Below are 22,392 nucleotides of genomic sequence, written 5' to 3' on the forward strand. Positions count from 1 at the left end.
TTTTGAGAAATACCCCGATAAATAAAAACACTAAAAAAAATGCTATAGTTCTCGTTATCCAGAATATTTAATCGATAAACAGAAATATTTATACAGATATAATGAGTTGGCGGTAATTGAAAAAGTAAAAAAGAATAACATTATGACTGATCCTGCTTCATTAGCAAAAACAATAGAAAGTGCATCAAAGGTTGCTAATACACCATTGTTTACAACCATTATCGACAAAGTAACCGGATTCAGACTGAGCAAATGGGCCGCAGAAGGTGAAATAAGGAAGAAACTTATCCATGATGAATACGAAAAGGCAAAAGAAGGTGGAATAATGGGGATGCAGTATATCGAGTATATGCGTAATACAGAAAATTTGATTGATACAGCGGTTAAGAGTTCAAAATACATTGATCCACATAAATCAAACGATATTAAGATGGACAATGACTTTTTCTGGAATACCATTGAACATGCTAAAACTGTTTCTAGTGATGAGATGCAAGAACTTGTTGCGAAAATAATTGCTGGAGAGTATAATGAACCAGGATCTTATTCAATGAGCACTTTACAGGCACTAAAAATGTTAGGTAAAAGTGAACTTGAACTATTTGAAAAGATATGTTCACTATGCGTTAATGATCATCAAATTCCGCAAGACGTTTTTTCTCTCCCAGAAAGTTTAAGACCAACATTAAATTCTTTAAGTATTGATTTTGGAAGCTTACAGTCTTTGCAGACGTTGGGATTGTTTTTGCCAAATGATATGTCAAGAACGCTGCAAAACCCTGAGAAGAAAAATTTTGCATTGAGTTATTTCGGTAAAGTCATAGAATTTGAACCAACGCACGAAACCAGTTTTGAAATTAAGCTCCCTGGTTTTTATACACTTTCAACGACTGGAAAACAGATAATCAAACATCTTAATCCTAGTTATCTGAACGACTATTTTGAGTGGTTAAAGGAGAACTATAAAATTCCAAATTATAAGGCAAGTGAAAAATAACTACCGCCAACAAAACCTAAAAATAACCCTACGGGTCGCTATCGCTTATTTTTAGCCAAACCGTTGTACATAATTGAAAAGATGTCTACTATTCATAAAACAATATCCTCATTACATGAAATTTTTCATCACAAAAAAGAGAATTTTAAAAAAGAGTCTACAATTTTAGTAGAATACTTGGCTAACGCAGATGTAATTATTTTTGGTGCCTTTTACCTTGAATCACTGGCTAATTTTATGGGAGACAAAGTCTTCAATTTAGAGCAGCAAGAAAGATACTTCAGTAAACAGCCTCATGAAACATGGAGTAGAAATAAGGGGAAAAATAACTTTATACGAGAAATTATTGAACTTGACTCTGAAAAGGATTTAAAAGACAAACTAAATCACCCAGAGAGTAAAACAAATGAACAACTTATTGCCTGCGAGATTGGAAACAAAGATTTATATTTTAGTAACTCTGCAATAAAACTGATGGGTATACTGAAGCATGAAAATGTCGATATTCTATGGGATGTAAAGCGAGATGACAATAATATAGATAATACTACTTTGATAAATTGGTCTCAAAATGAAACAGACGCTGTGCTTATATCCTATGTTAACGATATTTTTAGTATCCGCAATCATTATGCCCATGGAAAAACATATGTTAGTGAAAAATCTGTTTATACAATTGGCGAATTATACCAAAAAAGGACTGTAAGACTGATACAATTATACATATCTGAAATAATTAAAATAGAAACTAAATTCAATAAGATCTTGCAGTCTAAAGGATTTTCCTCTATTTCCAATACACAGTTATGGGAAACAAAAGAATAAACAATTTACAACACTATGTAAAAATCCATTAAAACGCATTTTTCACTAAACGTTACCTGCAATTTAGGAAAAGGAAAAGCCCACCGCACGTTCAAGCACATTCGCTGCTCCGTTCCTCCGCAGCAAAAGAGCTTTCACTTCCCTACCGCCAACCTATTAAGTATTTCAAACATTTTATATCACGAAATACGATATATTAAATCTAAATTATTAAATTGGTGCTTCCCAATTCTGAAACGAAATGAACAGAATAAAAGAAGTACTTGAAGAGAAAGGAATCAAGCAGACTTGGCTAGCTGAAAAGCTAGGCAAAAGCTACAATATGGTGAATGGTTATGTACAAAATAGACAACAGCCCAGGCTGGAAGTTTTGAGTGAAATAGCCCAAATCCTAGATGTAGACATTAAAGAATTAATAACGAGCACGAAAGAAAATAAATGAACCAATCCGTACACAATAGATTAATAAGTTTCATCTGGTCAATCGCTGACGATTGTCTAAGAGATGTATATGTAAGAGGTAAATACCGAGATGTCATCCTACCCATGGTGGTATTGCGCAGGCTAGATGCACTGCTCGAACCCACCAAAGAAGTTGTAATGGAAGAGCTCGCTTTTCAGAGAGATGAAGCAGGCTTTACCGAATGGGATGAAACAGGGTTGAAAGATGCCAGTGGTTATGTGTTTTACAATACCAGTGAATGGACGCTGCAACGCCTTTACGATACAGCTACCAATAGCCAACAGATTCTTCAAGCCAATTTTGAAGATTATTTGAATGGCTTTAGCCCTAACGTGAAGGAAATCATTGAAAAGTTTAAACTGAAAAGCCAAATTCGTCATATGGCTACCAAAGATGTGTTGTTAGATGTATTGGAGAAATTTACATCACCGCACATTAACCTAACACCTTTTGACAAGGAAGACCCAGACGGTAGAAAGCTCCCTCCTCTTTCCAACTTAGGAATGGGGTACGTTTTTGAAGAACTGATAAGAAAGTTCAATGAAGAAAACAATGAAGAAGCTGGAGAACACTTTACCCCTCGTGAGGTAATTGACCTAATGACCCATATTGTTTTTGACCCTATCAAGGACCAACTACCGCCTGTAATGACGATTTACGACCCAGCTTGTGGTTCTGGTGGTATGCTTACTGAAGCTCAAAACTTCATAAAGGATGAAGAAGGAGCAATAAAAGCCACAGGTGATGTGTACTTGTATGGTAAGGAAATAAATGACGAAACCTATGCCATTTGTAAATCGGATATGATGATTAAAGGGAATAACCCGGAGAACATTCGTGTTGGTTCTACCTTATCTACCGATGAATTTTCAGGTAACACCTTTGACTTCATGTTGTCCAATCCCCCTTATGGTAAATCATGGAGTACGGACTTAAAATACATTAAAGACGGTAAAGAAATCATTGACCCGCGTTTTGTCATTTCATTAAAAGACTATTGGGGCAATGCTGAGGAAGTAGATGCTACCCCACGTTCTTCTGATGGACAATTGCTGTTCTTGATGGAAATGGTCAATAAGATGAAGTCTACCGACCAAAGCCCAATAGGTTCTCGCATCGCATCTGTACATAATGGCTCTAGCTTATTTACGGGAGATGCCGGTGGAGGCGAAAGTAATATAAGACGCTATATTATTGAAAACGATTTGTTGGACTGTATCATTCAGCTACCGAACAACTTGTTCTACAATACAGGAATTACGACCTATATCTGGGTATTGAGCAATGCCAAAACAGCGGAGCGTAAAGGCAAAGTCATCTTGATTGATGCTTCTGAGCGTTATGCCAAATTGCGTAAAAATTTAGGTAATAAAAATTGCGAGTTCACCCCGGAACACATCAAAGAAATTCAGGAGGCGTATGCGAATTTTGAAACACTAGAACGTGCAGGTGAAGATGGTTTAGCTGTTAAAGTATTTGACAATGCCGACTTTGGCTATTACAAAGTAACCATTGACAGACCTAACCGATTGAAAGCACAATTCACTGCCGAGCGCATTGCGGATTTACGCTTTGATAAAAGCATTCGTGAAGCCATGCAATGGGCTTATGAGACCTATGGTGAGCAAGTTTATACAGATTTAAAGAGTATTGAAAAAGAACTCTTGGATTGGTGCGAGAAAAACGAACTGGATTTAAACGCTAAAAAGCGTAAAACTTTAACGAATCCTGCGACTTGGAAAAAGCAACAAGACATTTTAAACACCGCCACCCAATTAATGGAAGCCATTGGTACTGAGGAGTACAACGATTACAATGTCTTTTTAGACTTAGTGAACCAAGAGTTGAAGAAAAGTAAAACCAAACTCTCTGCCAGTGAAAAAAATCAAATTCTAGGAGCGATAAGTTGGTATGACGAAACTGCTGAAAAGGTCATTAAGAAAAAACAAAAACTGAGTGGCGATAAACTGGATCAACTCTTACACCGTTTAGATTGTACAGAGGAGCAATTATCGGATTACGGGTATTATCCAAGTGGTAATAAAGACGAGTACATTATTTATGATAATTCGAGCGATTTACGCGATACCGAAAATGTGCCATTGGTAGAAAATATACACGACTATTTCTTGCGTGAGGTACAACCACATGTAGCCGAAGCGTGGATTGACTTAGATAAAACCAAAATTGGTTATGAAATAAGCTTTAACAAGTATTTCTACCAGCACAAGCCACTTAGACCTATAGAAGAAGTGAGTGCTGAAATCTTGGCCTTGGAAAAAGAAAATGAAGGTTTAATTATGGACATCTTAAGCCTAGCCTAATGGAACAGACGTTGACTAAAAATACTTTCCAAAAGTATTCTGGATATAAAGATTCTGGAGAATATTGGTTGGGTGAAATACCCGATTACTGGGAAGCAAAAAAGTTGAAACATTTATTTTCGGAGAAAAAGATTACTCACAATCCGAATCTCGGTTGTGGTGCAATAAGTTTTGGAGAAGTTATAACAAAAGATGATGACAAAATCCCAGAATCTACAAAGGCTTCCTATCAGGAAGTGCTGGAGGGCGAATTTCTTGTTAACCCATTAAACCTTAATTATGACCTTAAAAGCTTAAGAATAGCTCTATCTAAAATTAATGTTGTCGTTAGTTCAGGGTATATTGTTTTGAAAGATCTAGGGCAAATCAATCGACAGTACTACAAATATTTACTACATAGATATGATGTAGCTTACATGAAGTTGTTGGGTTCTGGAGTAAGGCAAACAATAAATTTTAATCATATTTCAAATAGTTTATTGGCATACCCTCCATTAAATGAACAAACCGCCATTGCCAATTTCTTAGACGACAAAACCGCTAAAATAGACCAAGCCATTGCCCAAAAAGAGCAGCTAATAGCCCTGCTTAAAGAACGCAAGCAAATCATCATTCAAAATGCGGTAACCAAAGGTTTAGACCCTAATGTAAAGATGAAAGACTCTGGTGTGGAATGGATTGGGGAGATTCCGGAGCATTGGGAGGTGAAGAGATTGAAAAATCTAACTAATTATTTTAAAGGGTTTGCTTTCAAATCTCAAGATTTTATTGAAGAGAAAGGCTTACCAATTGTCAAAGCAAGTAATATTAAAAATTGGGAGATTAAGAATGTTAAGTCCTTCATAGATTATAGCAATCAAAGAGAAGAATTTTCGAGGTTTAAATTGTCAACGGGTAATATTATTATATCAACAGTTGGGAGTAAGCCGCATATAAAAGAATCTGCTGTAGGCCAATTAGCATTTGTAAAGGAGGGGTTTAATAATGCATATTTAAATCAGAATACAGTTTGTTTTCGTGCTAATATTAAGATAGAAAAGAGTTTTTTGAAGTATGTTTTCGTGAGTAAATATATGAGAGATAGTTTTGATAGAATCTCATTATGGATTGCCAATCAAGCATATTTGGAGGTCGACTCAATTCGAGAGCAAATTGTTCCCTTGCCTGCTATCAAAGAGCAAAAAGTAATTACCGACTTTATTGAAAAAAAATCATTTAGAATTAATAATACCATTGCCCTTCAACAAACCCAAATCGAAAAGCTTAAAGAGTATAAAGCTACCTTGATAGATAGTGCGGTAACGGGTAAAATAAAAGTGTGTTAGCTGCTATGCAAGAAGACAGAGACCAATTAATAGAGAAAACCAGGAAAGAAGACGAACGATCAGATTTAAAACAGCACGCTGATGGGATGCTGCGTGATTTTGAAAAATTCAATAAAAATTCTTCCAATCGTGCCATTTGGGAATTGGTGCAAAATGCCTGCGATTTAACCACGCAGTGTAAAATTGAAATAGATTATCGAGATAACCTGTTTTCTTTCTCGCATAACGGTAAAGCATTTACTACTAAGACTTTAATTTCTTTAGTAAAACAAGTAAGTGGTAAATATGGTGATGAAGATATTACAGAGGTCGGTAAATACGGCACAGGGTTTTTAACTACGCACACTTTTGGAAGGAAATTCAAGCTTAACTCCTATCTGGATGCAGATGGATATTATTTGCCAATTAAAGACTTTGAAATTGACAGAACACCTAAAATTTGGCAAGACCTAAGTGACAATATTTCGGATCAGAAAAAACGTGTTTACGATTTATTAGAGAAAGAAAGTGCAGTAGAAGTTTCTGCCTTAAAAACCACTTTCACGTATCTCCCTCATTCGGAGAAAGAACGTGAATATATCAAAGAGTCATCCAAGTATTTAGATGATTATATCCCTTTGGTTTTTACAATAAATGATAGATTAAAAGAAGTTGTAATTCATCAACCAAATGGAGCAAAGGACACTTACCAATTTCATAGTAAACAAAGAATAAAAAACGACAAGGGAATTGAATTACACCAATCGATTCTATTAAAGAACAATGAAGAAATACATCTCTTCAGTATAAGAGATGAGGAAGAAGAAATTGAAATTATCCTGCCAATAAACAAGAACAATGAGGTCATTCAGTTTAATGAGAATATTGCCCGTTTATTCTATTACTATCCTTTAATTGGTTCAGAAGATTTTGGTTTAAACTTTATCATTAATTGCAATAAGTTCTTACCCACAGAACCTAGAGACACCATTCATTTAAAAAGTGATAAGGATCAAGTAAAAGCAGATGAAGAAGCAAATAGGCTCATTATTGAGAAATGCTCTAGCCTTATTTTTTCGTTTTTAAGAAGCAACATCATTGAAGTTAAAAACCCATTACTCTATACAAACGTCAACTTTAGAACAGACAGAGATGATATCTTTTTGAACGAGTACTTTACCGAGTTGAGTAATAAATGGAATTCAGAATTAAGTGAACTACCGTTTGTAAAAACAAATGATGGCTATAAATCTATAAATAATGTAAGTTATTTATCGGAAGATTTTTTAAACACAGAAGATGACCTTTTCGATTGTTTTTATGAACTCATCTCAAAGTTTTATTCCAACATCCCTGTTAAAGAAGATATCGTCAAATGGAGTGAACACGCCATTAACTGGAGCAATGAATCCACCAATTTTATAACTCATAGTGATTTACTTGAGAAAATAAGTGAATGTAGTCTTCAAGATTTTAACGAAACGATTCTTGTACAATACTATAAACACATCATTGATTTTGTTGATATCGCCTATTTCAACGATTTAGACTTAATACCCAATATAGAAGGGAATTTCAATAAAATTGGAGTATTGCTAAAACCCGATAATCTCAATGATACACTTATTGAACTGGGTAAAGTTTTAATACCTGTCTCAGTTTCAAAATTGATTCATCCTGCTTTTCATTTCAGTTTTTCTATCAATTTATTTAATCGTAGAAATTTCTCTGATGAAGTAAAAAACAGCTTAGATGAAAAAAATATAGGCGATTCTATTTTTTATCCTGAAGAACTAAACAATGAACTTTATCATTATGATTTAGTAGAGACAAAAAATAAAGTTGAGGCATCCTATTTCAAATCCCTATTAGAATTTTGTAAACTCACCAATAGTACTGATTCAATCAGTAAGCCAAACCAACTATTAAAAAAGATTTCAACCTACTACAATTGGGATGAAAGTTTACTTCACCTGCCTAGTTTAAGTGAAGACAGTGAAAATATTGAGTCACGCTCTACCAGAAAAGTACTAATTAAAATATTCTGCAATTTAATAGCATTGCACAATAACAATTGGGTTAAAGAGAACACTGCGTTTTTGAGCGATTTATGCTCCCTCTATGACGATAGCTATAAAGAGGTTTACAAGGAAAGCAAAATCTATCCAAATCAATTGTTCGAACTTCATTTAGCTGAAGATTTGAAAAGAGATAAAGGGGTTGATGAGGATATTAAATTAATTTATTTAAGTGTTATTGCTAAGGATATTAATGAAGTTTTAGTGATTAGCGATTTTAATGCATTTCTACCAGACGACTACATCAACAATAGATCTCTAACGACTACTATTGAAGAAACCTTATTTCAGGATAATATTAGTGATATAGAGAATCATCCTTTTAAAACCACTATACTCAAAATCATCCCACTTTTAACGGAGCAAAAATATCAACATTTGTTTCCTCAGTTAAACGACAAAAAGGCAAGCATAATGATTTCAGTGGTTTCTAAAGAAGAAACCAAAGAAGACATATTTTCAATAGTGACACTAGATGATGAAAAAATCAAAAACATTGGTGACCTAGTAAGAAAATCCAATTTTGAAGAAATACTGAATAAAGCACTTGAAAGTATTGAAGATGAAAATCAACGTAAGGCTAATTTTCAATTCAAACATCAAATCGGTACTCACATAGAAGAGAAATTGAAAGAACACCTAAAACAGTTGTTTCAGCCAGAGGATATTAAATGTGAAGTATTAGGCGAGCAAGATGGTCAGGATATAGTCATCAAAATAAAGGATGAGATTAAATACTACATAGAAGTAAAATCTAGATGGGATAAACGAACTTCAATCAAAATGTCTCGGAACCAAACATTGAGATCTAATGAGCACCATAATATTTATGCTTTATGTTCTGTAGACATGACCGACTATCATGAAGAAGACAGATTTGAAATCTCAGATATCAACAAAATTTTAGACAATATAAAATTCGTCAACAATATTGGTGAAAAGGTAGAACACCTTGTGGAAGTTTTTGAGCAAACTAAACAGCTGGATGAAATTCACCTAGATGGTGATTATAGAACACTAGTACCTCAAAAAGTAATTGAAGCATTTGGATTAAGTTTTAGACGATTTGAAGATTACTTAATCGCCTCATTAAAAAGTACAATACATGCAGAGTAAAACTAACGAACAGGCATTAGAAGCTGCCATAGAAAAAGCCTTAACTGGAACTTGCTTAGAAGATGTAAAATCAGCAGGAAACACCGTGCAAGAAGCGCAAGATTTGTATCGGACAGGCAATGGCTATTATATCGGTGTTGCCAATGATTTTAATGCAAAATATGCCCTAGATGAAACCCGTTTTTGGCACTTTTTAGAGGAAACTCAAAAAGAAGAACTCGAAAAACTGCAACGCTCTTCCGATTGGAAACTAAAAATTCTAGAGCGCTACGACCGTATGGTTAAGAAATACGGCATTCTGCGTTTGTTACGGAAAGGTCTAGAAGTAGAAGATGCGCATTTTACCTTGTTGTATCAATTGCCTATGGCGAGTAGTAGCCAAATGGTAAAAGACAATTTTGAGAAAAACGAGTTTAGTGTTACCCGACAAATTCGCTATAACCTAGAAAACACCAGAGAAGAAATTGATATGGTGGTTTTTATCAACGGTTTGGCAATTGCCAGTTTAGAACTCAAAAACCAATGGACAGGACAAAACGCCAAAGTTCATGGTATCAAACAATACAAATACGATAGAGATACCCGACAGCCACTATTGAATTTTGGGCGTTGCATTGTGCACTTTGCGGTAGATACGGATGAAGTGTATATGTGCACCAAATTGGCTGGTAGTAAATCGTTCTTTTTACCCTTTAACAAAGGACATAATGAAGGTAAAGGCAATCCACCCAATCCTTTTGGACATAAATCTGCTTACTTGTGGGAAGAAGTATTTACGCGTGAAAGTTTAGCCAACATTATTCAGCATTTTGTTCGTTTTGATGGCAAAGCTAAAGATGCACTCAGCAAGCGCACCTTATTTTTCCCTCGTTTCCATCAAATGGATGTGGTACGTAAAATATTGGGGCACGCTTCTAAAAACGGTGTGGGTCATACCTACTTAATTCAACACTCGGCAGGTTCAGGAAAATCCAACTCCATTACATGGGCGGCTTATCAACTCATAGAAACTTATCCTGAACAAGAAGGATTACCGGGTTCAAAAGGGATTCAGAATCCATTATTCGATTCCGTAATTGTAGTAACCGATAGAAGGTTACTAGACAAACAGCTTCGTGAAAACATCAAAGAGTTTTCAGAAGTTAAAAATATTGTTGCCCCTGCTTTCACTTCTAAAGATTTACGAGACAATTTAGAGCAAGGCAAAAAGATCATCATTACCACCATTCAGAAATTCCCTTTCATAGTAGATGGCATTACAGATTTAAGTGACAAACGATTTGCCGTAGTTATTGATGAAGCACACAGTTCCCAAAGTGGAACAGCCGCAGGTAAAATGAACCAAGCCATGGGTATGGGGCAAAATGAAGAGGAAGAAGATGCGCAAGACAAAATATTAAAAGCCATGCAAGCCCGAAAAATGAAGGGCAATGCTTCATATTTAGCTTTTACAGCCACCCCAAAAAATGCTACGCTAGAACGTTTTGGAACCCAACAAGAAGATGGTTCATTTAAACCTTTCCACTTGTATTCTATGAAACAAGCCATTGAAGAAGGGTTTATTTTGGATGTTTTAGCGAACTATACCACTTATAAAAGCTATTACGAAATAGAAAAGTCTATAGAAGATAATCCACTATTCGATACCAAAAAAGCACAAAAGAAACTGCGTGCATTTGTAGAGCGAGATAAACGCACCATTGCCACCAAAGCTGAAATTATGATGGAGCACTTTATTAGTAAAGTGTACAACACCAAAAAGCTGAAAGGAAAGGCAAAAGCCATGGTAGTAACACAAAACATTCCATCAGCAATCCGTTATTATCAATCGCTATCCAGAATATTAAAAGACAAAGGCAATCCGTTTAATATTGCAGTCGCTTTTTCTGGTAAGAAACTGGTAGATGGTGTAGAATACACAGAAGCAGATTTAAATGGCTTTGGAGACAAAGACACCCGCGATAAATTTGACACGGACGAGTACCGTATTTTGGTAGTAGCTAACAAATACTTAACAGGTTTTGACCAACCTAAGTTATGTACTATGTATGTAGATAAGAAATTGCAAGGTGTTCTCGCGGTGCAAGCTTTAAGTAGATTAAACCGAGCAGCAGATAAGCTAGGAAAGAAAACAGAAGATCTGTTCGTTCTAGATTTCTTCAACAAAGTAGATGACATTAAAGCTTCATTTGATCCTTTTTATACCTCTACTTCTTTAAGTGGTGTAACAGATATTAATGTATTGCACGAAATCAAGGGATCTCTAGATGATGTAGCTGTTTATGAATGGTCAGAAGTAGAATCATTTGTAGAAAAGTATTTTGAGGGTGTAGATGCACAACAACTCAGTCCAATTATTGACACAGCAGCCAATCGTTTCAACCAAGAATTGGAATTGGAAGATGATGAAAAAGCAGACTTCAAAATTAAAGCCAAACAGTTTGTAAAAATCTATGGACAAATGGCTTCCATCATGCCTTATGAGGTATTGGAGTGGGAAAAGTTGTTTTGGTTCCTGAAATTCTTAGTTCCTAAATTGATTGTGAAAACCAAAGAGGACGAACTCATTGATGAATTGTTGGAATCAGTTGATCTGTCCACGTATGGTTTGGAACGAACAAAACTGAATCACACCATTGGCTTAGATGATTCTTCAACGGAATTGGACCCACAAAATCCAAATCCAAGAGGAGCCCATGGCGGAGATGAAGAAAAAGACCCGCTAGAAGAAATCATAAGAACTTTCAATGAAAGATGGTTTCATGGTTGGGATGCAACACCAGAGGATCAAAGAGTGAAATTTGTCACGCTGAGCAAGCATATTCAGGCACATCCTGATTATCAAACCAAGGTAGCGGAGAATAGCGACACGCAGAATCGAGAAATTGCCTTCAAAAAGATATTAGATGATGTAATGCGAGAGCAACGTAAAAAAGAACTGGACTTGTATAAACTCTATGCAAAAGACGACTCTTTCTATCAAGCTTTCTTTGATACTATGAAACGAATGGTTGATAACCCAGGTTTGGGTCAATCGAGATAGATAATAGCCAACGCATGTTCAAGAACATTGTAATTACTCACAGGTTTTCGTTTGCTTTTTGTGTTCGTGAACCTAAAGGTTTCTCCTTACTGCGTTTGCGGCAGCGCTTTCTCGCCAACGCTAAAAACAAAATGAATAAAATAAAATCAGCATACATCAAAGAACTGAGGTAAAAACCAACGAGAATCTATTTAACTTAAGAAGTATATAATTAATTACGTTTGAATAGCAACTATGTTAATAAGACAATTCAATCATCTCCTGTAATAATTCTTCAGGAGATAGTTTTTTAGTAAGTCTTTCCAAGTTCTTTTCAGCTTTAGAAACATGACCAAATAAGGAGTGCGATACTCCAATCTTTCTTATAAGATTAATAAAATATTCTAAAGCTATTATGTTCTGATAGCGAACAAACTGATCAGCGTTTAAGTGTGGCACACCTTGACTTTTAACTACGTTGGAGAAATACTTTGCATACATATTGCAAAGTTCGTTATAATTTGTAGCATTGATTGCTTGATTTTGTAGCATGTTAATAAGTGTTTTCAAATTCAAACTAAATAGTAGCTTTACAGCTATTTTAGAGCTAAAAAAATTCTACTTTTTATCAAAGACTTATAAGAAACGAAAAAGAACTATTGATACAAGAACTAATTTATATTTACAAATTTTTTACGAATTTAAATGTAATACAAACCTTCAAATCGCTGTTAATCAATATTTTAATCAGTATTGTGAATATTACTCATAATCAGGGGGTCCATGGTTCGAGCCCATGTGGGACCACCTTTAAAGCTTCACTTTTTGTGAAGCTTTTTTGTTTTTACAAACTGAACGCCAACACCTTAACCTCTCTATATTTTACTAATCTTAGAAATAGTTTTCCCTATATAGAGACTCCTGAACTTCTATTAGTTGGCCTGCACCAATTAACCAGCTGATTATCAATAAAAAAACTATATAAAAGCTTTTTTTACATCATTTTACCGAAAATTTACGGCTTTTTTAGACGATTTTATTCTTCCATGAATTTCCTGAAAATTTTAGGTATGAAACAAGAATAAAATTTCCAAAACTCTCTTTTTCTACAACATATAATTCTTATTATTGAAATGACTTTTTATTATTATTGATTCAAACTAAAATTATGTTCAGAAAAATACTTCTACTCATTTTAATCTCAACTACTTTTATTTCATGTTCTTTCAAAACAATAAACTATAGCCATAAGTTTATCACTTTTGATAAAGGAATTGATTTTACAAATACATCTGGGGATTGGTTGCTTAACACGGTGAAATTACCAGAACATAGGAATTCAAATTCAGAAGAAATTATTTTTGAAACGTTTTCAAAGTGGACTAAAAACAAAGTGACTAAAAGATTAAAAATGGCAGATAAAAAAGGAAAAAAACACTTTTTAAATATACCAAATAAGCCAAGCCTACAAGAATTAGAACTGATTAATAATACTACAAATTATAAGTACATCATAAATGTTTATTCAGAAAAAGATATTGATAGAAATATGTCTAGAGATTCAGAGATTTCTATAGATATATATGACATAACTCATAAAAAGCTAATGCTTAGTCAAAAAGTTTTTGGATTTCTGGATAAAGTAAATGGGAATGGTATTGCTAATGGAGTCAATTTTATTCCTGAAATGATGCCTCAATTAATAAAAAAAGGATTAAAGAACATAGAACGGAATTCTAAATTTTAACATTTTTAAGATAAAGTGATAAAAACTAAACTAAAAATCTTTTTGGAACATAACATCCAAGTTAATTTCTTCATCAAATTTCTTTTTGTTATAAATCGTATTAACCTTTTGAGTATAACTGTTAAATACCATTATAATCTTATCTACTTGTTCATTTACTTGGTTGGGTTGGATAGCAGGGATAAGTGTCATATCCTTCAAACGAAGAGCCTCGTTCCTTAAAACATTGTAACGTGCATTTAAAGAATTTGTTTTTAAATCCTCAATTTTTAAACTATCTTTTATATTCTTTATGAATTCATTTAGTTCAATAGCCATATCTAAGGCTTCATTTGGACTTGTATTATTGAATTGATTTAGGTAATTACTCAAATTATCGTATTGCTGCCAGTCTTGAACTTTTTTTTGAGCTAGATTTGATAAGATGTCAATGCCTCTTCTTTTAACAGGAATTTGCATCCCAGTCTTTTTGGGAACTTTTTCAGTATTTTGAATAGTCTTTTTGCAACTGATTAATACAGTTACACCCAGAAATAAGAAAAATATTTGTCGAATCATAAATCATTAAAATACGAAACAAAAATACATCTTTTCATTACTTAGTTCCTAAAGATAAAGTTAAAGGTTAAAAATCAGGATGTTGAAACTTAATTTTGATAATAGTTAAAAAATAACAAAACAATTTTACGAATTTTTAAATTTATTAACTTTGCCATAGTCTGAAAATATATATTTACAAATGGCAGAAACGATTTTAATACTTGGTGCATGTGGTCAAATTGGGACTGAATTAACGCAAAGCTTGAGATTAATTAACGGTAATGAAAATGTAATAGCTTCTGATATTAGATATGGAGAAGATTCATTTGTAAAAGAAGGTCCTTTTGAAATTATAGATGCAACTGATAGGGATACAATCTTAGAGGTGATAAAGAAATATGAAATTACTCAGGTTTATTTAATGGCTGCTATGTTATCTGCGACTGCCGAGAAATATCCTCAGAAAGCTTGGGAGTTAAATATGAATTCATTATTGATCATTTTAGAATTAGCAAGAGAAAAACAAATTCAAACTGTTTATTGGCCTAGTTCAATTGCTGTTTTTGGACCAGCTTCACCAAAAATAAACACACCTCAAGATACCATTATGAATCCAACTACGGTTTACGGGATGAGCAAATTGGCTGGTGAACATTGGTGTAATTATTATCATAAAAAGTTTGGAGTAGATGTTAGAAGTTTACGTTATCCAGGTATTATTAGTTGGAAAACAAAACCAGGAGGAGGAACTACCGATTATGCTGTAGATATTTATTTTAAATCGGTTGAAGACGGAACATACGAATGTTTTCTGGATAAAGATACTGAGCTTCCAATGATGTATATGAAAGATGCAATTGATGCAACAATTCAAATTATGCAGGCAAACTCCAGTGATATTAAAGTTAGAACTTCATATAATGTAGCTGCAATTAGCTTTACACCCGATCAAATTACTTCTGAAATAAAAAAGCATATAAGTGAATTTGAAATTAGTTATAAACCTGACTTTCGTCAGGACATAGCAAATAGTTGGCCACAAATCATTGATGATTCTAAAGCAAGAATAGACTGGAATTGGTCTCATAAGTTTGATTTAGAATCAATGACAAAAGAGATGTTAAAAAATATTCAATCTAGTATGATGAGCATGTAATCTGTAATGTAAGTTTTTACTATTTATTGCGTCTTAGTAGTTGTGGAAGATAAGTTAGATATGAAAGAAGTAATTGAAAATAGTTTAGAAAGTAGTATTTCTTACGAAAAATATAGAGAGTTAGTTAGCCATTTATTAAAGGAGCATAAATCTACAGGGCCGAATCAATCAGAGGCGTTATATAATTATAGCTTATTGAATGATAGGAGAATGAAAAGATTGGATAAAACATCTAAACTAAGAGAAGATACTATCGAGTTTGTTAAAAGTATTGAAAAGTCTCAAACTTGGTTGGTTTTAACAGAAGGTTGGTGCGGAGATGCTGCTCAAAATTTACCTGTGTTGAGTAAGATGGCAGATGAAAGTGAAAAAGTTGATCTGAAGTTAGTGTTAAGAGACGATAATCTCGAGCTAATGGATGAGTTTTTAACAAATGGAGGAAGATCAATACCAAAGTTGATAGCTTTAGATAAAGATAAAAACGTATTGTTTACTTGGGGACCAAGACCTTCGTTAGCTACGAAAATGATTGCTGATTATAAAGAAGAAAATGGTGTAGTAGATGCTAAAGTAAAAGAAGATCTTCAACGATGGTATAATAAAGATAAAGGTGTGAATGTTCAAGAAGACATCATTGCTTTATTATCGAACTAAATTTAAATAAAGGTTATGTTATAAAAACCATCTAGTTCTTAACTAGGTGGTTTTTTGTTTATCTATATTTGCCAAATGGTAGTAGAATTTGAAAAATTATCCGAAGAGGCTAAACTATGGATTTATCCATGTAATCGTAAATTTTATCCACAAGAAATTGAACCATTGAAAGAAAAACTAACTTCTTTTTTGAATACATGGAATAAATCTTTTGATGGTGATGTTGGGTATCAGGTTTTGTATGATAGATTTATAATTTTTGCCATAGAGGATGAAATTAAATTAACTAACCAAAATCTTGATGAACAAGTTGCTTTTATTCTAAAACTACAAATTGAATACGAGGTTGAGTTACTTGATAAAATGAATGTATGTTTTAAGCAAGGAGAGTTTGTTCAATATAAAGATCTCAAAGAGTTTAAAAAATTACTTAAAAATAAATCCGTAAATGCCAAGACTATCGTATTTGATAACCTCGTTCAAACCAAATATGATTTAGAACACTTCTGGGAAGTGCCAATCACAGATAGTTGGTATAATCGATTCTTATAGGGATTTCCTTAAAAGAAAGAAAAACCGATACCTAATGAAATACTATCTAAATTTCCATTCTCAAATTCTGCAATTTTCTTTCGGTGATAATCAACTCTAATTAATCCATTCCAACTACTAGAACTAAAACTCATAATTCCAAGCCCTAGTTTGTAATAATTACCATTGCTAAAGTTATTTGAAGGTCTCCACATTCTTCCATAACTAGCATCAATAAAATAGGTGGAACTACTTTTATTGATAAAATTGTAACGGATAGTAGCAAACTGAGGAATAGAATTAATACTATAAGTAAAATGATGATCGTATCCAATGCTCAAACTACCAGACCATCTTTTATCAATTTGATATCCAACTTCAGCTCTTAATAAAATAGATTTTGGAGTTATAAAAGGTCCATTTCCATCTTCTCCAAAACGATACTGTTGATTGATGCCAAATGTTGTGCCTATGTTTCCAATAAAAAATGGTTGTTTTTCTTTTACCTGAGCTTGAGTATATGAACTGATTGTTAATGCCAAAATAAGTAGTAGTTTTTTCATGTAATTTTTTAAGTTTTCTTCTTTGAAACAACAATTGTTCCAAGTTGAAGTTTGTAACAAAAAAGAAGTTTTACGTCCTATAATTAAAAAAGTTATGGGAGGATATGGAAGTATACAACCAGTTCTAGACAATAACGATAAGTTATTACGAAAGAAAAATTTATTTCGAGATAGAGAGAAGGATTTAAAATCAGAAGAAGGAAAATTGGAATTTGTAAAATGTTCGGATGAGGAATTATCGACTATTAAAACAGAGTTAAAAAAGGAGGCTAATAAAAATATTCTAATCAATATTTTAATGATTGTTTTTGTAAACCTTATAGTGGGGTGTTTTGCAGTCTATTTTATTCAAGAAAATAAAGCTTACAAAAAACGAATTGAAGTTAAAAACCTGAAAATTCAACAAGAACAAATAAAAATATTTTTGAATAAGGGGGATGTTTTCTATAATTCTCAACATTATAAAAATGCTTTGTTTTTTTATAATAAAGCAATCGAGTTATCGCCAAATAAAACGCTGTTAAAATCGAAAATTCAAAATTGTTACCAAATTCGTTGCGAAAGTTTAGGAGTAGATTGTGATAAAGTTAATTAGTGAGTTCCCCAATAAAACCATCAATAGTCTGTGCATTTACTACTGAGAATTCACCAATTTTAGTACGGCGTAATACAGATAAATGTCCACCTGAATTTAAGGCAGCTCCAAAATCATTTGCTAAAGACCTAATATAAGTTCCTTTACTACAAACAACTCTAAATTCTACATTTGGAAAATCAATATTTGTGATTTCAAATTCTCGAATTTCAATTTCACGGGATTTGATTTCAGTAGTTTTTCCTTGTCTGGCTAATTCATACAATCGTTTGCCATCTTTCTTAATAGCTGAGAAAATAGGTGGTTTTTGTTGAATTTTTCCTATAAATTGTTCTGCTGTTTTATGAATTAACTCATCAGTAATATGATCAGTTGGAAAAGTTTCATTGATTTCTGTTTCTAAATCATAACTTGGAGTTGTTGATCCAATAACAATGGTTCCTGTATATTCTTTAATCTGACCTTGATAGGTTTCAATACTTTTTGTTTGTTTTCCAGTACAAATGATTAATAAACCAGTAGCAAGAGGATCTAATGTTCCTGCGTGACCGACTTTAATTTTTTTAATGTCAAATTGCTTACGAATATGCCAACGAAGTTTATTCACTACTTGAAAAGAAGTCCATTCAAGAGGTTTATCGATAAGTAAAACCTTACCGTTTTTAAAATCTTCAACAGTACTCATAATTTAATTTAATAAAGAGTAAATAATTGCAATTACACCAACGATGGTACAATAAATAGAGAAGTAAGAAAGTTTACTTCTTTTTACCAAAGCAATCATCCATTGACAAGCTAATAATCCTGCTACAAAAGCAGCTATAAATCCTGCAGTCATTGGAATAATTTCTGATGATTGAAAATTAATATCACCTCCTAAAATATCTTTAGCAATCTTTCCAAAAATTAAAGGAACAACCATTAAGAATGAAAACTTGGCGGCTTTAGTTCTGTCAATTCCAAGTAAAACAGAAGTAGATATAGTAGCTCCTGAACGTGAAATTCCAGGTAACATTGCAATAGCTTGTGAAATTCCAATAATTACTGAGTTTGTAAAAGAAACGTCTTTATTTGTGTTCTTAGCTTTATCGGCTAGTAAAAGTAATATAGCGGTAATTAAAAGCATTAAACCAACAAATAAAACATTACCATCGAATAATGATTTTAATTGATCTTCGAATAATAACCCTATTATTACAGCAGGAATCATTGAAAGCACAATTTTCGCTGAAAACTTCGTTTGTTCATTCCATTTAAATTGAAATAAACCGTTTAAAATCTCTCCAACTTCTTTTCTGAAAATAACAACAGTACTTAAAGCTGTTGCAAAATGCAATACAACCGTCAAAGTCATGCTTTCCTCAGGAACAGAAGTATCTCCTAAAATTGCCTTAACTAATTCTAAATGTCCGCTAGATGATACAGGTAAAAACTCTGTTAATCCTTGAATAATTCCAAGGATAATAGCTTCAATAATGTCCATGCTTATTTTTTTGGATTCGCTAAAATTGCGTAGATTTCAATTCCTAGTCCGATAATAACTAGTGTAGGAGCCAAGCGAATTCTTCTCCAACTATAAATTTCAGGATTAAATACATTCGGATCATCACTTCCGCCACCTGCCATTAAGATAAATCCTAAAGCGATGACTGCTAATCCAATAAGCATTAACATGTAGTTTCTTTTACCGAATAAAAATTCTGGTTGCTGTGAATTTTTATTTTTACTCATAGTCTAATAATATAATTCGTTGGTTTGTAAATTCAAGAATCTTTGTGTTGCAAAAAATGTGCTAACCCAAGTAATAATAAATGAACTTACTACAATTCCTGAGGCCAAATATACTAAAGATAAATAGTCTTTGGTTAATTCTAGTTCAGGGATGTATTGATCGATATAATAAATAACAAAAGTTAAACATATTAAAGCAATTACAGCTCCTACTAATCCAAGCTTTATGCTTTGCCAAATAAATGGTTTACGAATAAAGTTTTTAGTTGCCCCAACCATTTGCATTGTTTTAATATTAAAACGTTTTGAGTAAATAGATAATCGAATGGAGCTATTAATTAAAATGATAGATACTACGACAAAAAATCCACTAAGTATTAACAGCCAAAAGCTCATTCTTTGAATGTTTTTAGTAAGCTGTTCAACTAGAGGTTTATCATAGGAAACATCAAAAGTATATGCGTTTTTTAAGAATTTTTGTTGAAGTTCCTGCATCTGTTCTGGCGTAACATAGTCGGCATTTAAATGCAAATCAATTCCATTTTTTAAAGGATTACTTCCTAAAAATTCTAAGAAATCTTCACCTAAATCTTTACTGTAAGTTTTTGCTGCTTCTTCTTTAGAAATGAAGTAGAGTTCTTTTGTAAAGGATTCTTTTAAAAGAGATTCTCTAAAACCATTAATTTGTTCTTTGGTTACTTCGTCTTTTAAAAACAAAGACATGACAACTTCTTCTTTAAAATGGTTGGCAACTTTGGTCGATTTTAATAAAATCAATCCTAAAATCCCAATCATAAATAACACGATAGCAATACTTATAATAACCGAAGCATACGATGAGCGTAATCGTCTTTTTTGAAAAGAATCATAAGAATTCGTCATTTACTCGAGTTTTGTTTGGCAATTTACAAATTATTGGTAAAAACTAGTCATTGTTCAAAATGAAAAAAGAGAAGTAAGAGTAAGTTCGCTTCTCTTTTGAGAGTGAAAATTAAGTCAAAAAAATGGGTCTAATATATGAAACAAGTTCCTTTGATTTTTGACTATCTTTAGCTTGGAGCGTCTTGACAAAGTTCAATTAAAACTCCATTGGTAGTTTTCGGATGTAAAAAAGCGACTAACTTATTATCGGCTCCTTTTTTAGGAACTTCGTTTAACACGGTAAATCCTTCTTTTTTTAAACGTTGAATTTCATTTTCAATATCGTCAACAGCAAAGGCAATATGATGAATTCCTTCACCTTTTTTTTCTATAAATTTTGCAATTGGGCTGTCAGGTGTTGTAGCTTCTAAAAGTTCAATTTTGTTAGGTCCAGATTTAAAAAAAGAAGTTTTAACACCTTCGCTAGCTACTTCTTCAATTTTATAATGTGCTTCTCCTAACAAGGCTTTAAATAATGTATTTGATTGTTCGATGCTTTTTACAGCAATTCCGATGTGTTCTATTTTGTTCATGGGGTAAAAATAAAAAATCTATAAACGATAGTCTATAGATTTTCAATTTCAATTTCCTTGGCCAATACAAGAAGTACATCTGTTTTATTTATTAACGATAGTATTTGTACAGTTAACGCTTTGAGCTGTTCATGGGAAGTGCAAAATCCCCAAATTTGATGAATGAACTGGGTAAAATCTTCTTTCGGATCGTATTTGAACTGTTTTGTTTGGTAGATAATATGTAATAACTGATGAATAAGTTGTGAGGCATTATCTAACTTTTCTTTGTGTTGTTGATAAAGACTCCATAAATTTTCTTGAGCTCCAGTTAATAAACTTGCAGAAAACCTATATAATTCCTTTCGCTTATTTCGAGCATCTTCTGGTAAAAAGGTGGTAAGTTCTCCTCGTTTTACAGCAAATTGGGAGGATTCAGGAATGCTTAATTGTTGTAACATTTCTTCTGTTTCTGTTAACCAATTTTTTAAAGTAGAAGTACTGGTACTGCTCTTCTTTTCTAATAAGTTTACAATATTCGAAATTTTACCTAATTGTAATTCTAGGCTATTTACGATTTTAGTAGTGGACTTTCTCATGATTATTCTGGCAATAATTTAGAACTTCTATTTCCATTATCATCTTCCGAAGTATGCCATTCTAAACCTTCTTCGTTTAAAGTCATTTTAATTTGAATCAAGTTTTCTGGTTTTATTTCTTGTAACTTGTAACTCTCAACAATTACCTTTGGTTCTTGTTTTACAGGTTGTTTTGGTTTAATTTGGCTTGCTTGGTTTTCCGATATTCGATTGATCAAAGCTGGAGCATCAATTTTTTCATTTGAAATTGCCATGAATTGCTCTGCGATTTTAGCAGCATATAATTGCAAAGAACTAGTTTCATCATTTGTAGCTTTAATTAATTTCTCTAAAGATTCTACCTCATTATTAATCGCCGCTTTTAACCTAACGGAAGTTTTTCTATCGAAAGATGTTCTTTGGGTGACGTCTTTTAAAATACTATACGTTTGTGCACTGAATTCAATATTATCAATAGGTTGATAATCTTTTTGGTATTTAGTTTCTAGTTCACCAATAGCTACAGGAATTGTTAATTCAATATTTTGTGCTCTTAATCTTGGAATAGAAAAATGTTTTAATAAATCATGCTGAGCAAATTTCTGGGCAATTTCTAATGATTTTAAATCAGAAATCATTCTTGCTTCGGTTAAACTTGTGGCAATACTCCCGATATATTCATGTAAGTTAATCATGATGTAAGTTTTTAAATTAATTGATGAGAAGAAGAGTTTG

Annotated in this window: 22 protein-coding genes; 12 read left to right on the top strand and 10 right to left on the bottom strand. The window is 32.9% G+C overall.

What is annotated here, in order from left to right:
• Positions 1-142: 142 nt before the first annotated feature.
• The 7 genes from BTO06_RS00395 (at position 143) to BTO06_RS00425 (ending at position 12,150) form a co-directional block, all read left to right on the top strand.
• Complete coding sequence (locus BTO06_RS00395; RefSeq protein WP_100923418.1) at positions 143-997, top strand: DUF2806 domain-containing protein; 855 nt, start codon at positions 143-145, stop codon at positions 995-997.
• Between the two features lie 81 nt (positions 998-1,078).
• Entirely contained in the window at positions 1,079-1,822 is a 744-nt protein-coding gene (locus BTO06_RS00400) for a hypothetical protein (RefSeq protein ID WP_100923419.1), read from the top strand.
• A gap of 241 nt (positions 1,823-2,063) precedes the next feature.
• Complete coding sequence (locus BTO06_RS00405; RefSeq protein ID WP_100923420.1) at positions 2,064-2,264, top strand: helix-turn-helix domain-containing protein; 201 nt, start codon at positions 2,064-2,066, stop codon at positions 2,262-2,264.
• Positions 2,261-4,609 (top strand): type I restriction-modification system subunit M, encoded by a 2,349-nt coding sequence (locus BTO06_RS00410; protein WP_100923421.1) that lies wholly within the window; start codon positions 2,261-2,263, stop codon positions 4,607-4,609. Before BTO06_RS00405 ends, BTO06_RS00410 begins: the two co-directional genes overlap by 4 nt.
• Before the next feature lie 11 nt (positions 4,610-4,620).
• The gene (locus BTO06_RS00415) at positions 4,621-5,934 is read left to right on the top strand and encodes a restriction endonuclease subunit S (protein WP_198517116.1); all 1,314 of its coding nucleotides are present in this window, start codon (positions 4,621-4,623) and stop codon (positions 5,932-5,934) included.
• A 5-nt stretch (positions 5,935-5,939) separates the two neighbouring features.
• Entirely contained in the window at positions 5,940-9,107 is a 3,168-nt protein-coding gene (locus tag BTO06_RS00420; RefSeq protein ID WP_100923423.1) for a sacsin N-terminal ATP-binding-like domain-containing protein, read from the top strand.
• A complete protein-coding gene (locus BTO06_RS00425) occupies positions 9,097-12,150 on the top strand; it encodes a type I restriction endonuclease subunit R (RefSeq protein ID WP_100923424.1) in 3,054 nt (1,017 codons plus the stop codon). The genes BTO06_RS00420 and BTO06_RS00425 overlap by 11 nt, the downstream gene beginning before the upstream one ends.
• Before the next feature lie 237 nt (positions 12,151-12,387).
• Here BTO06_RS00425 and BTO06_RS00430 read toward each other — a convergent pair whose 3' ends face one another.
• Entirely contained in the window at positions 12,388-12,681 is a 294-nt protein-coding gene (locus tag BTO06_RS00430; protein WP_100923425.1) for a hypothetical protein, read from the bottom strand.
• Between the two features lie 616 nt (positions 12,682-13,297).
• On the opposite strand from BTO06_RS00430, the gene BTO06_RS00440 reads away from it, so the two are divergent.
• Positions 13,298-13,876, top strand: coding sequence for a hypothetical protein (locus BTO06_RS00440; RefSeq protein WP_100923427.1), 579 nt, complete (start codon positions 13,298-13,300; stop codon positions 13,874-13,876).
• 30 nt (positions 13,877-13,906) lie between these two features.
• Here BTO06_RS00440 and BTO06_RS00445 read toward each other — a convergent pair whose 3' ends face one another.
• Positions 13,907-14,434, bottom strand: a complete 528-nt coding sequence (locus tag BTO06_RS00445; RefSeq protein ID WP_100923428.1) for a hypothetical protein — start codon at positions 14,432-14,434, stop codon at positions 13,907-13,909.
• A gap of 181 nt (positions 14,435-14,615) precedes the next feature.
• Here BTO06_RS00445 and BTO06_RS00450 point away from each other — a divergent pair, with 181 nt between their 5' ends.
• From BTO06_RS00450 to BTO06_RS00460, 3 genes are all read left to right on the top strand, one after another.
• Entirely contained in the window at positions 14,616-15,572 is a 957-nt protein-coding gene (locus BTO06_RS00450) for an NAD-dependent epimerase/dehydratase family protein (protein WP_100923429.1), read from the top strand.
• A 60-nt stretch (positions 15,573-15,632) separates the two neighbouring features.
• The gene (locus tag BTO06_RS00455) at positions 15,633-16,226 is read left to right on the top strand and encodes a thioredoxin family protein (RefSeq protein ID WP_100926676.1); all 594 of its coding nucleotides are present in this window, start codon (positions 15,633-15,635) and stop codon (positions 16,224-16,226) included.
• 75 nt (positions 16,227-16,301) lie between these two features.
• Entirely contained in the window at positions 16,302-16,778 is a 477-nt protein-coding gene (locus tag BTO06_RS00460; RefSeq protein WP_100923430.1) for an ABC transporter ATPase, read from the top strand.
• An 8-nt stretch (positions 16,779-16,786) separates the two neighbouring features.
• Here the strand turns inward: BTO06_RS00460 and BTO06_RS00465 are convergent, their stop codons facing one another.
• Entirely contained in the window at positions 16,787-17,320 is a 534-nt protein-coding gene (locus tag BTO06_RS00465; protein ID WP_157811673.1) for a hypothetical protein, read from the bottom strand.
• A 22-nt stretch (positions 17,321-17,342) separates the two neighbouring features.
• Between BTO06_RS00465 and BTO06_RS00470 the strand changes: the two genes are divergently transcribed.
• Positions 17,343-17,915 (top strand): tetratricopeptide repeat protein, encoded by a 573-nt coding sequence (locus tag BTO06_RS00470; protein WP_157811674.1) that lies wholly within the window; start codon positions 17,343-17,345, stop codon positions 17,913-17,915.
• Here BTO06_RS00470 and truB read toward each other — a convergent pair.
• The 7 genes from truB to BTO06_RS00505 all read right to left on the bottom strand — a co-directional run bounded on the left by truB (position 17,908) and on the right by BTO06_RS00505 (position 22,352).
• Entirely contained in the window at positions 17,908-18,600 is a 693-nt protein-coding gene (truB, locus tag BTO06_RS00475; RefSeq protein WP_100923433.1) for a tRNA pseudouridine(55) synthase TruB, read from the bottom strand. The genes BTO06_RS00470 and truB overlap by 8 nt on opposite strands.
• A gap of 3 nt (positions 18,601-18,603) precedes the next feature.
• Complete coding sequence (locus BTO06_RS00480; protein ID WP_100923434.1) at positions 18,604-19,398, bottom strand: undecaprenyl-diphosphate phosphatase; 795 nt, start codon at positions 19,396-19,398, stop codon at positions 18,604-18,606.
• A gap of 2 nt (positions 19,399-19,400) precedes the next feature.
• A complete protein-coding gene (locus tag BTO06_RS00485; protein ID WP_100923435.1) occupies positions 19,401-19,646 on the bottom strand; it encodes a DUF3098 domain-containing protein in 246 nt (81 codons plus the stop codon).
• A 3-nt stretch (positions 19,647-19,649) separates the two neighbouring features.
• A complete protein-coding gene (locus BTO06_RS00490) occupies positions 19,650-20,528 on the bottom strand; it encodes a cell division protein FtsX (protein ID WP_100923436.1) in 879 nt (292 codons plus the stop codon).
• A 167-nt stretch (positions 20,529-20,695) separates the two neighbouring features.
• Positions 20,696-21,100 (bottom strand): methylmalonyl-CoA epimerase, encoded by a 405-nt coding sequence (gene mce, locus BTO06_RS00495; protein WP_100923437.1) that lies wholly within the window; start codon positions 21,098-21,100, stop codon positions 20,696-20,698.
• Positions 21,101-21,132: 32 nt separating this feature from the next.
• Positions 21,133-21,678, bottom strand: coding sequence for a hypothetical protein (locus BTO06_RS00500; protein WP_100923438.1), 546 nt, complete (start codon positions 21,676-21,678; stop codon positions 21,133-21,135).
• Between the two features lie 2 nt (positions 21,679-21,680).
• The gene (locus BTO06_RS00505) at positions 21,681-22,352 is read right to left on the bottom strand and encodes a hypothetical protein (RefSeq protein WP_100923439.1); all 672 of its coding nucleotides are present in this window, start codon (positions 22,350-22,352) and stop codon (positions 21,681-21,683) included.
• Between the last annotated feature and the right edge of the window lie 40 nt (positions 22,353-22,392).

The organism is Tenacibaculum sp. SZ-18, from assembly GCF_002813915.1.
Taxonomy (GTDB): Bacteria; Bacteroidota; Bacteroidia; order Flavobacteriales; family Flavobacteriaceae; genus Polaribacter.

Excerpts from the sequence above, each read along its gene's own strand:
- BTO06_RS00395 (WP_100923418.1), top strand. The coding sequence starts at position 143 with ATGACTGATCCTGCTTCATTAGCAAAAACAATAGAAAGTGCATCAAAG.
- BTO06_RS00400 (WP_100923419.1), top strand. The coding sequence starts at position 1,079 with ATGTCTACTATTCATAAAACAATATCCTCATTACATGAAATTTTTCAT.
- BTO06_RS00405 (WP_100923420.1), top strand. The coding sequence starts at position 2,064 with ATGAACAGAATAAAAGAAGTACTTGAAGAGAAAGGAATCAAGCAGACT.
- BTO06_RS00410 (WP_100923421.1), top strand. The coding sequence starts at position 2,261 with ATGAACCAATCCGTACACAATAGATTAATAAGTTTCATCTGGTCAATC.
- BTO06_RS00420 (WP_100923423.1), top strand. The coding sequence starts at position 5,940 with ATGCAAGAAGACAGAGACCAATTAATAGAGAAAACCAGGAAAGAAGAC.
- BTO06_RS00425 (WP_100923424.1), top strand. The coding sequence starts at position 9,097 with ATGCAGAGTAAAACTAACGAACAGGCATTAGAAGCTGCCATAGAAAAA.
- BTO06_RS00430 (WP_100923425.1), bottom strand. The coding sequence starts at position 12,681 with ATGCTACAAAATCAAGCAATCAATGCTACAAATTATAACGAACTTTGC.
- BTO06_RS00440 (WP_100923427.1), top strand. The coding sequence starts at position 13,298 with ATGTTCAGAAAAATACTTCTACTCATTTTAATCTCAACTACTTTTATT.
- BTO06_RS00445 (WP_100923428.1), bottom strand. The coding sequence starts at position 14,434 with ATGATTCGACAAATATTTTTCTTATTTCTGGGTGTAACTGTATTAATC.
- BTO06_RS00450 (WP_100923429.1), top strand. The coding sequence starts at position 14,616 with ATGGCAGAAACGATTTTAATACTTGGTGCATGTGGTCAAATTGGGACT.
- BTO06_RS00455 (WP_100926676.1), top strand. The coding sequence starts at position 15,633 with ATGAAAGAAGTAATTGAAAATAGTTTAGAAAGTAGTATTTCTTACGAA.
- BTO06_RS00460 (WP_100923430.1), top strand. The coding sequence starts at position 16,302 with ATGGTAGTAGAATTTGAAAAATTATCCGAAGAGGCTAAACTATGGATT.
- BTO06_RS00465 (WP_157811673.1), bottom strand. The coding sequence starts at position 17,320 with ATGAAAAAACTACTACTTATTTTGGCATTAACAATCAGTTCATATACT.
- truB (WP_100923433.1), bottom strand. The coding sequence starts at position 18,600 with ATGAGTACTGTTGAAGATTTTAAAAACGGTAAGGTTTTACTTATCGAT.
- BTO06_RS00480 (WP_100923434.1), bottom strand. The coding sequence starts at position 19,398 with ATGGACATTATTGAAGCTATTATCCTTGGAATTATTCAAGGATTAACA.
- BTO06_RS00485 (WP_100923435.1), bottom strand. The coding sequence starts at position 19,646 with ATGAGTAAAAATAAAAATTCACAGCAACCAGAATTTTTATTCGGTAAA.
- BTO06_RS00490 (WP_100923436.1), bottom strand. The coding sequence starts at position 20,528 with ATGACGAATTCTTATGATTCTTTTCAAAAAAGACGATTACGCTCATCG.
- mce (WP_100923437.1), bottom strand. The coding sequence starts at position 21,100 with ATGAACAAAATAGAACACATCGGAATTGCTGTAAAAAGCATCGAACAA.
- BTO06_RS00500 (WP_100923438.1), bottom strand. The coding sequence starts at position 21,678 with ATGAGAAAGTCCACTACTAAAATCGTAAATAGCCTAGAATTACAATTA.
- BTO06_RS00505 (WP_100923439.1), bottom strand. The coding sequence starts at position 22,352 with ATGATTAACTTACATGAATATATCGGGAGTATTGCCACAAGTTTAACC.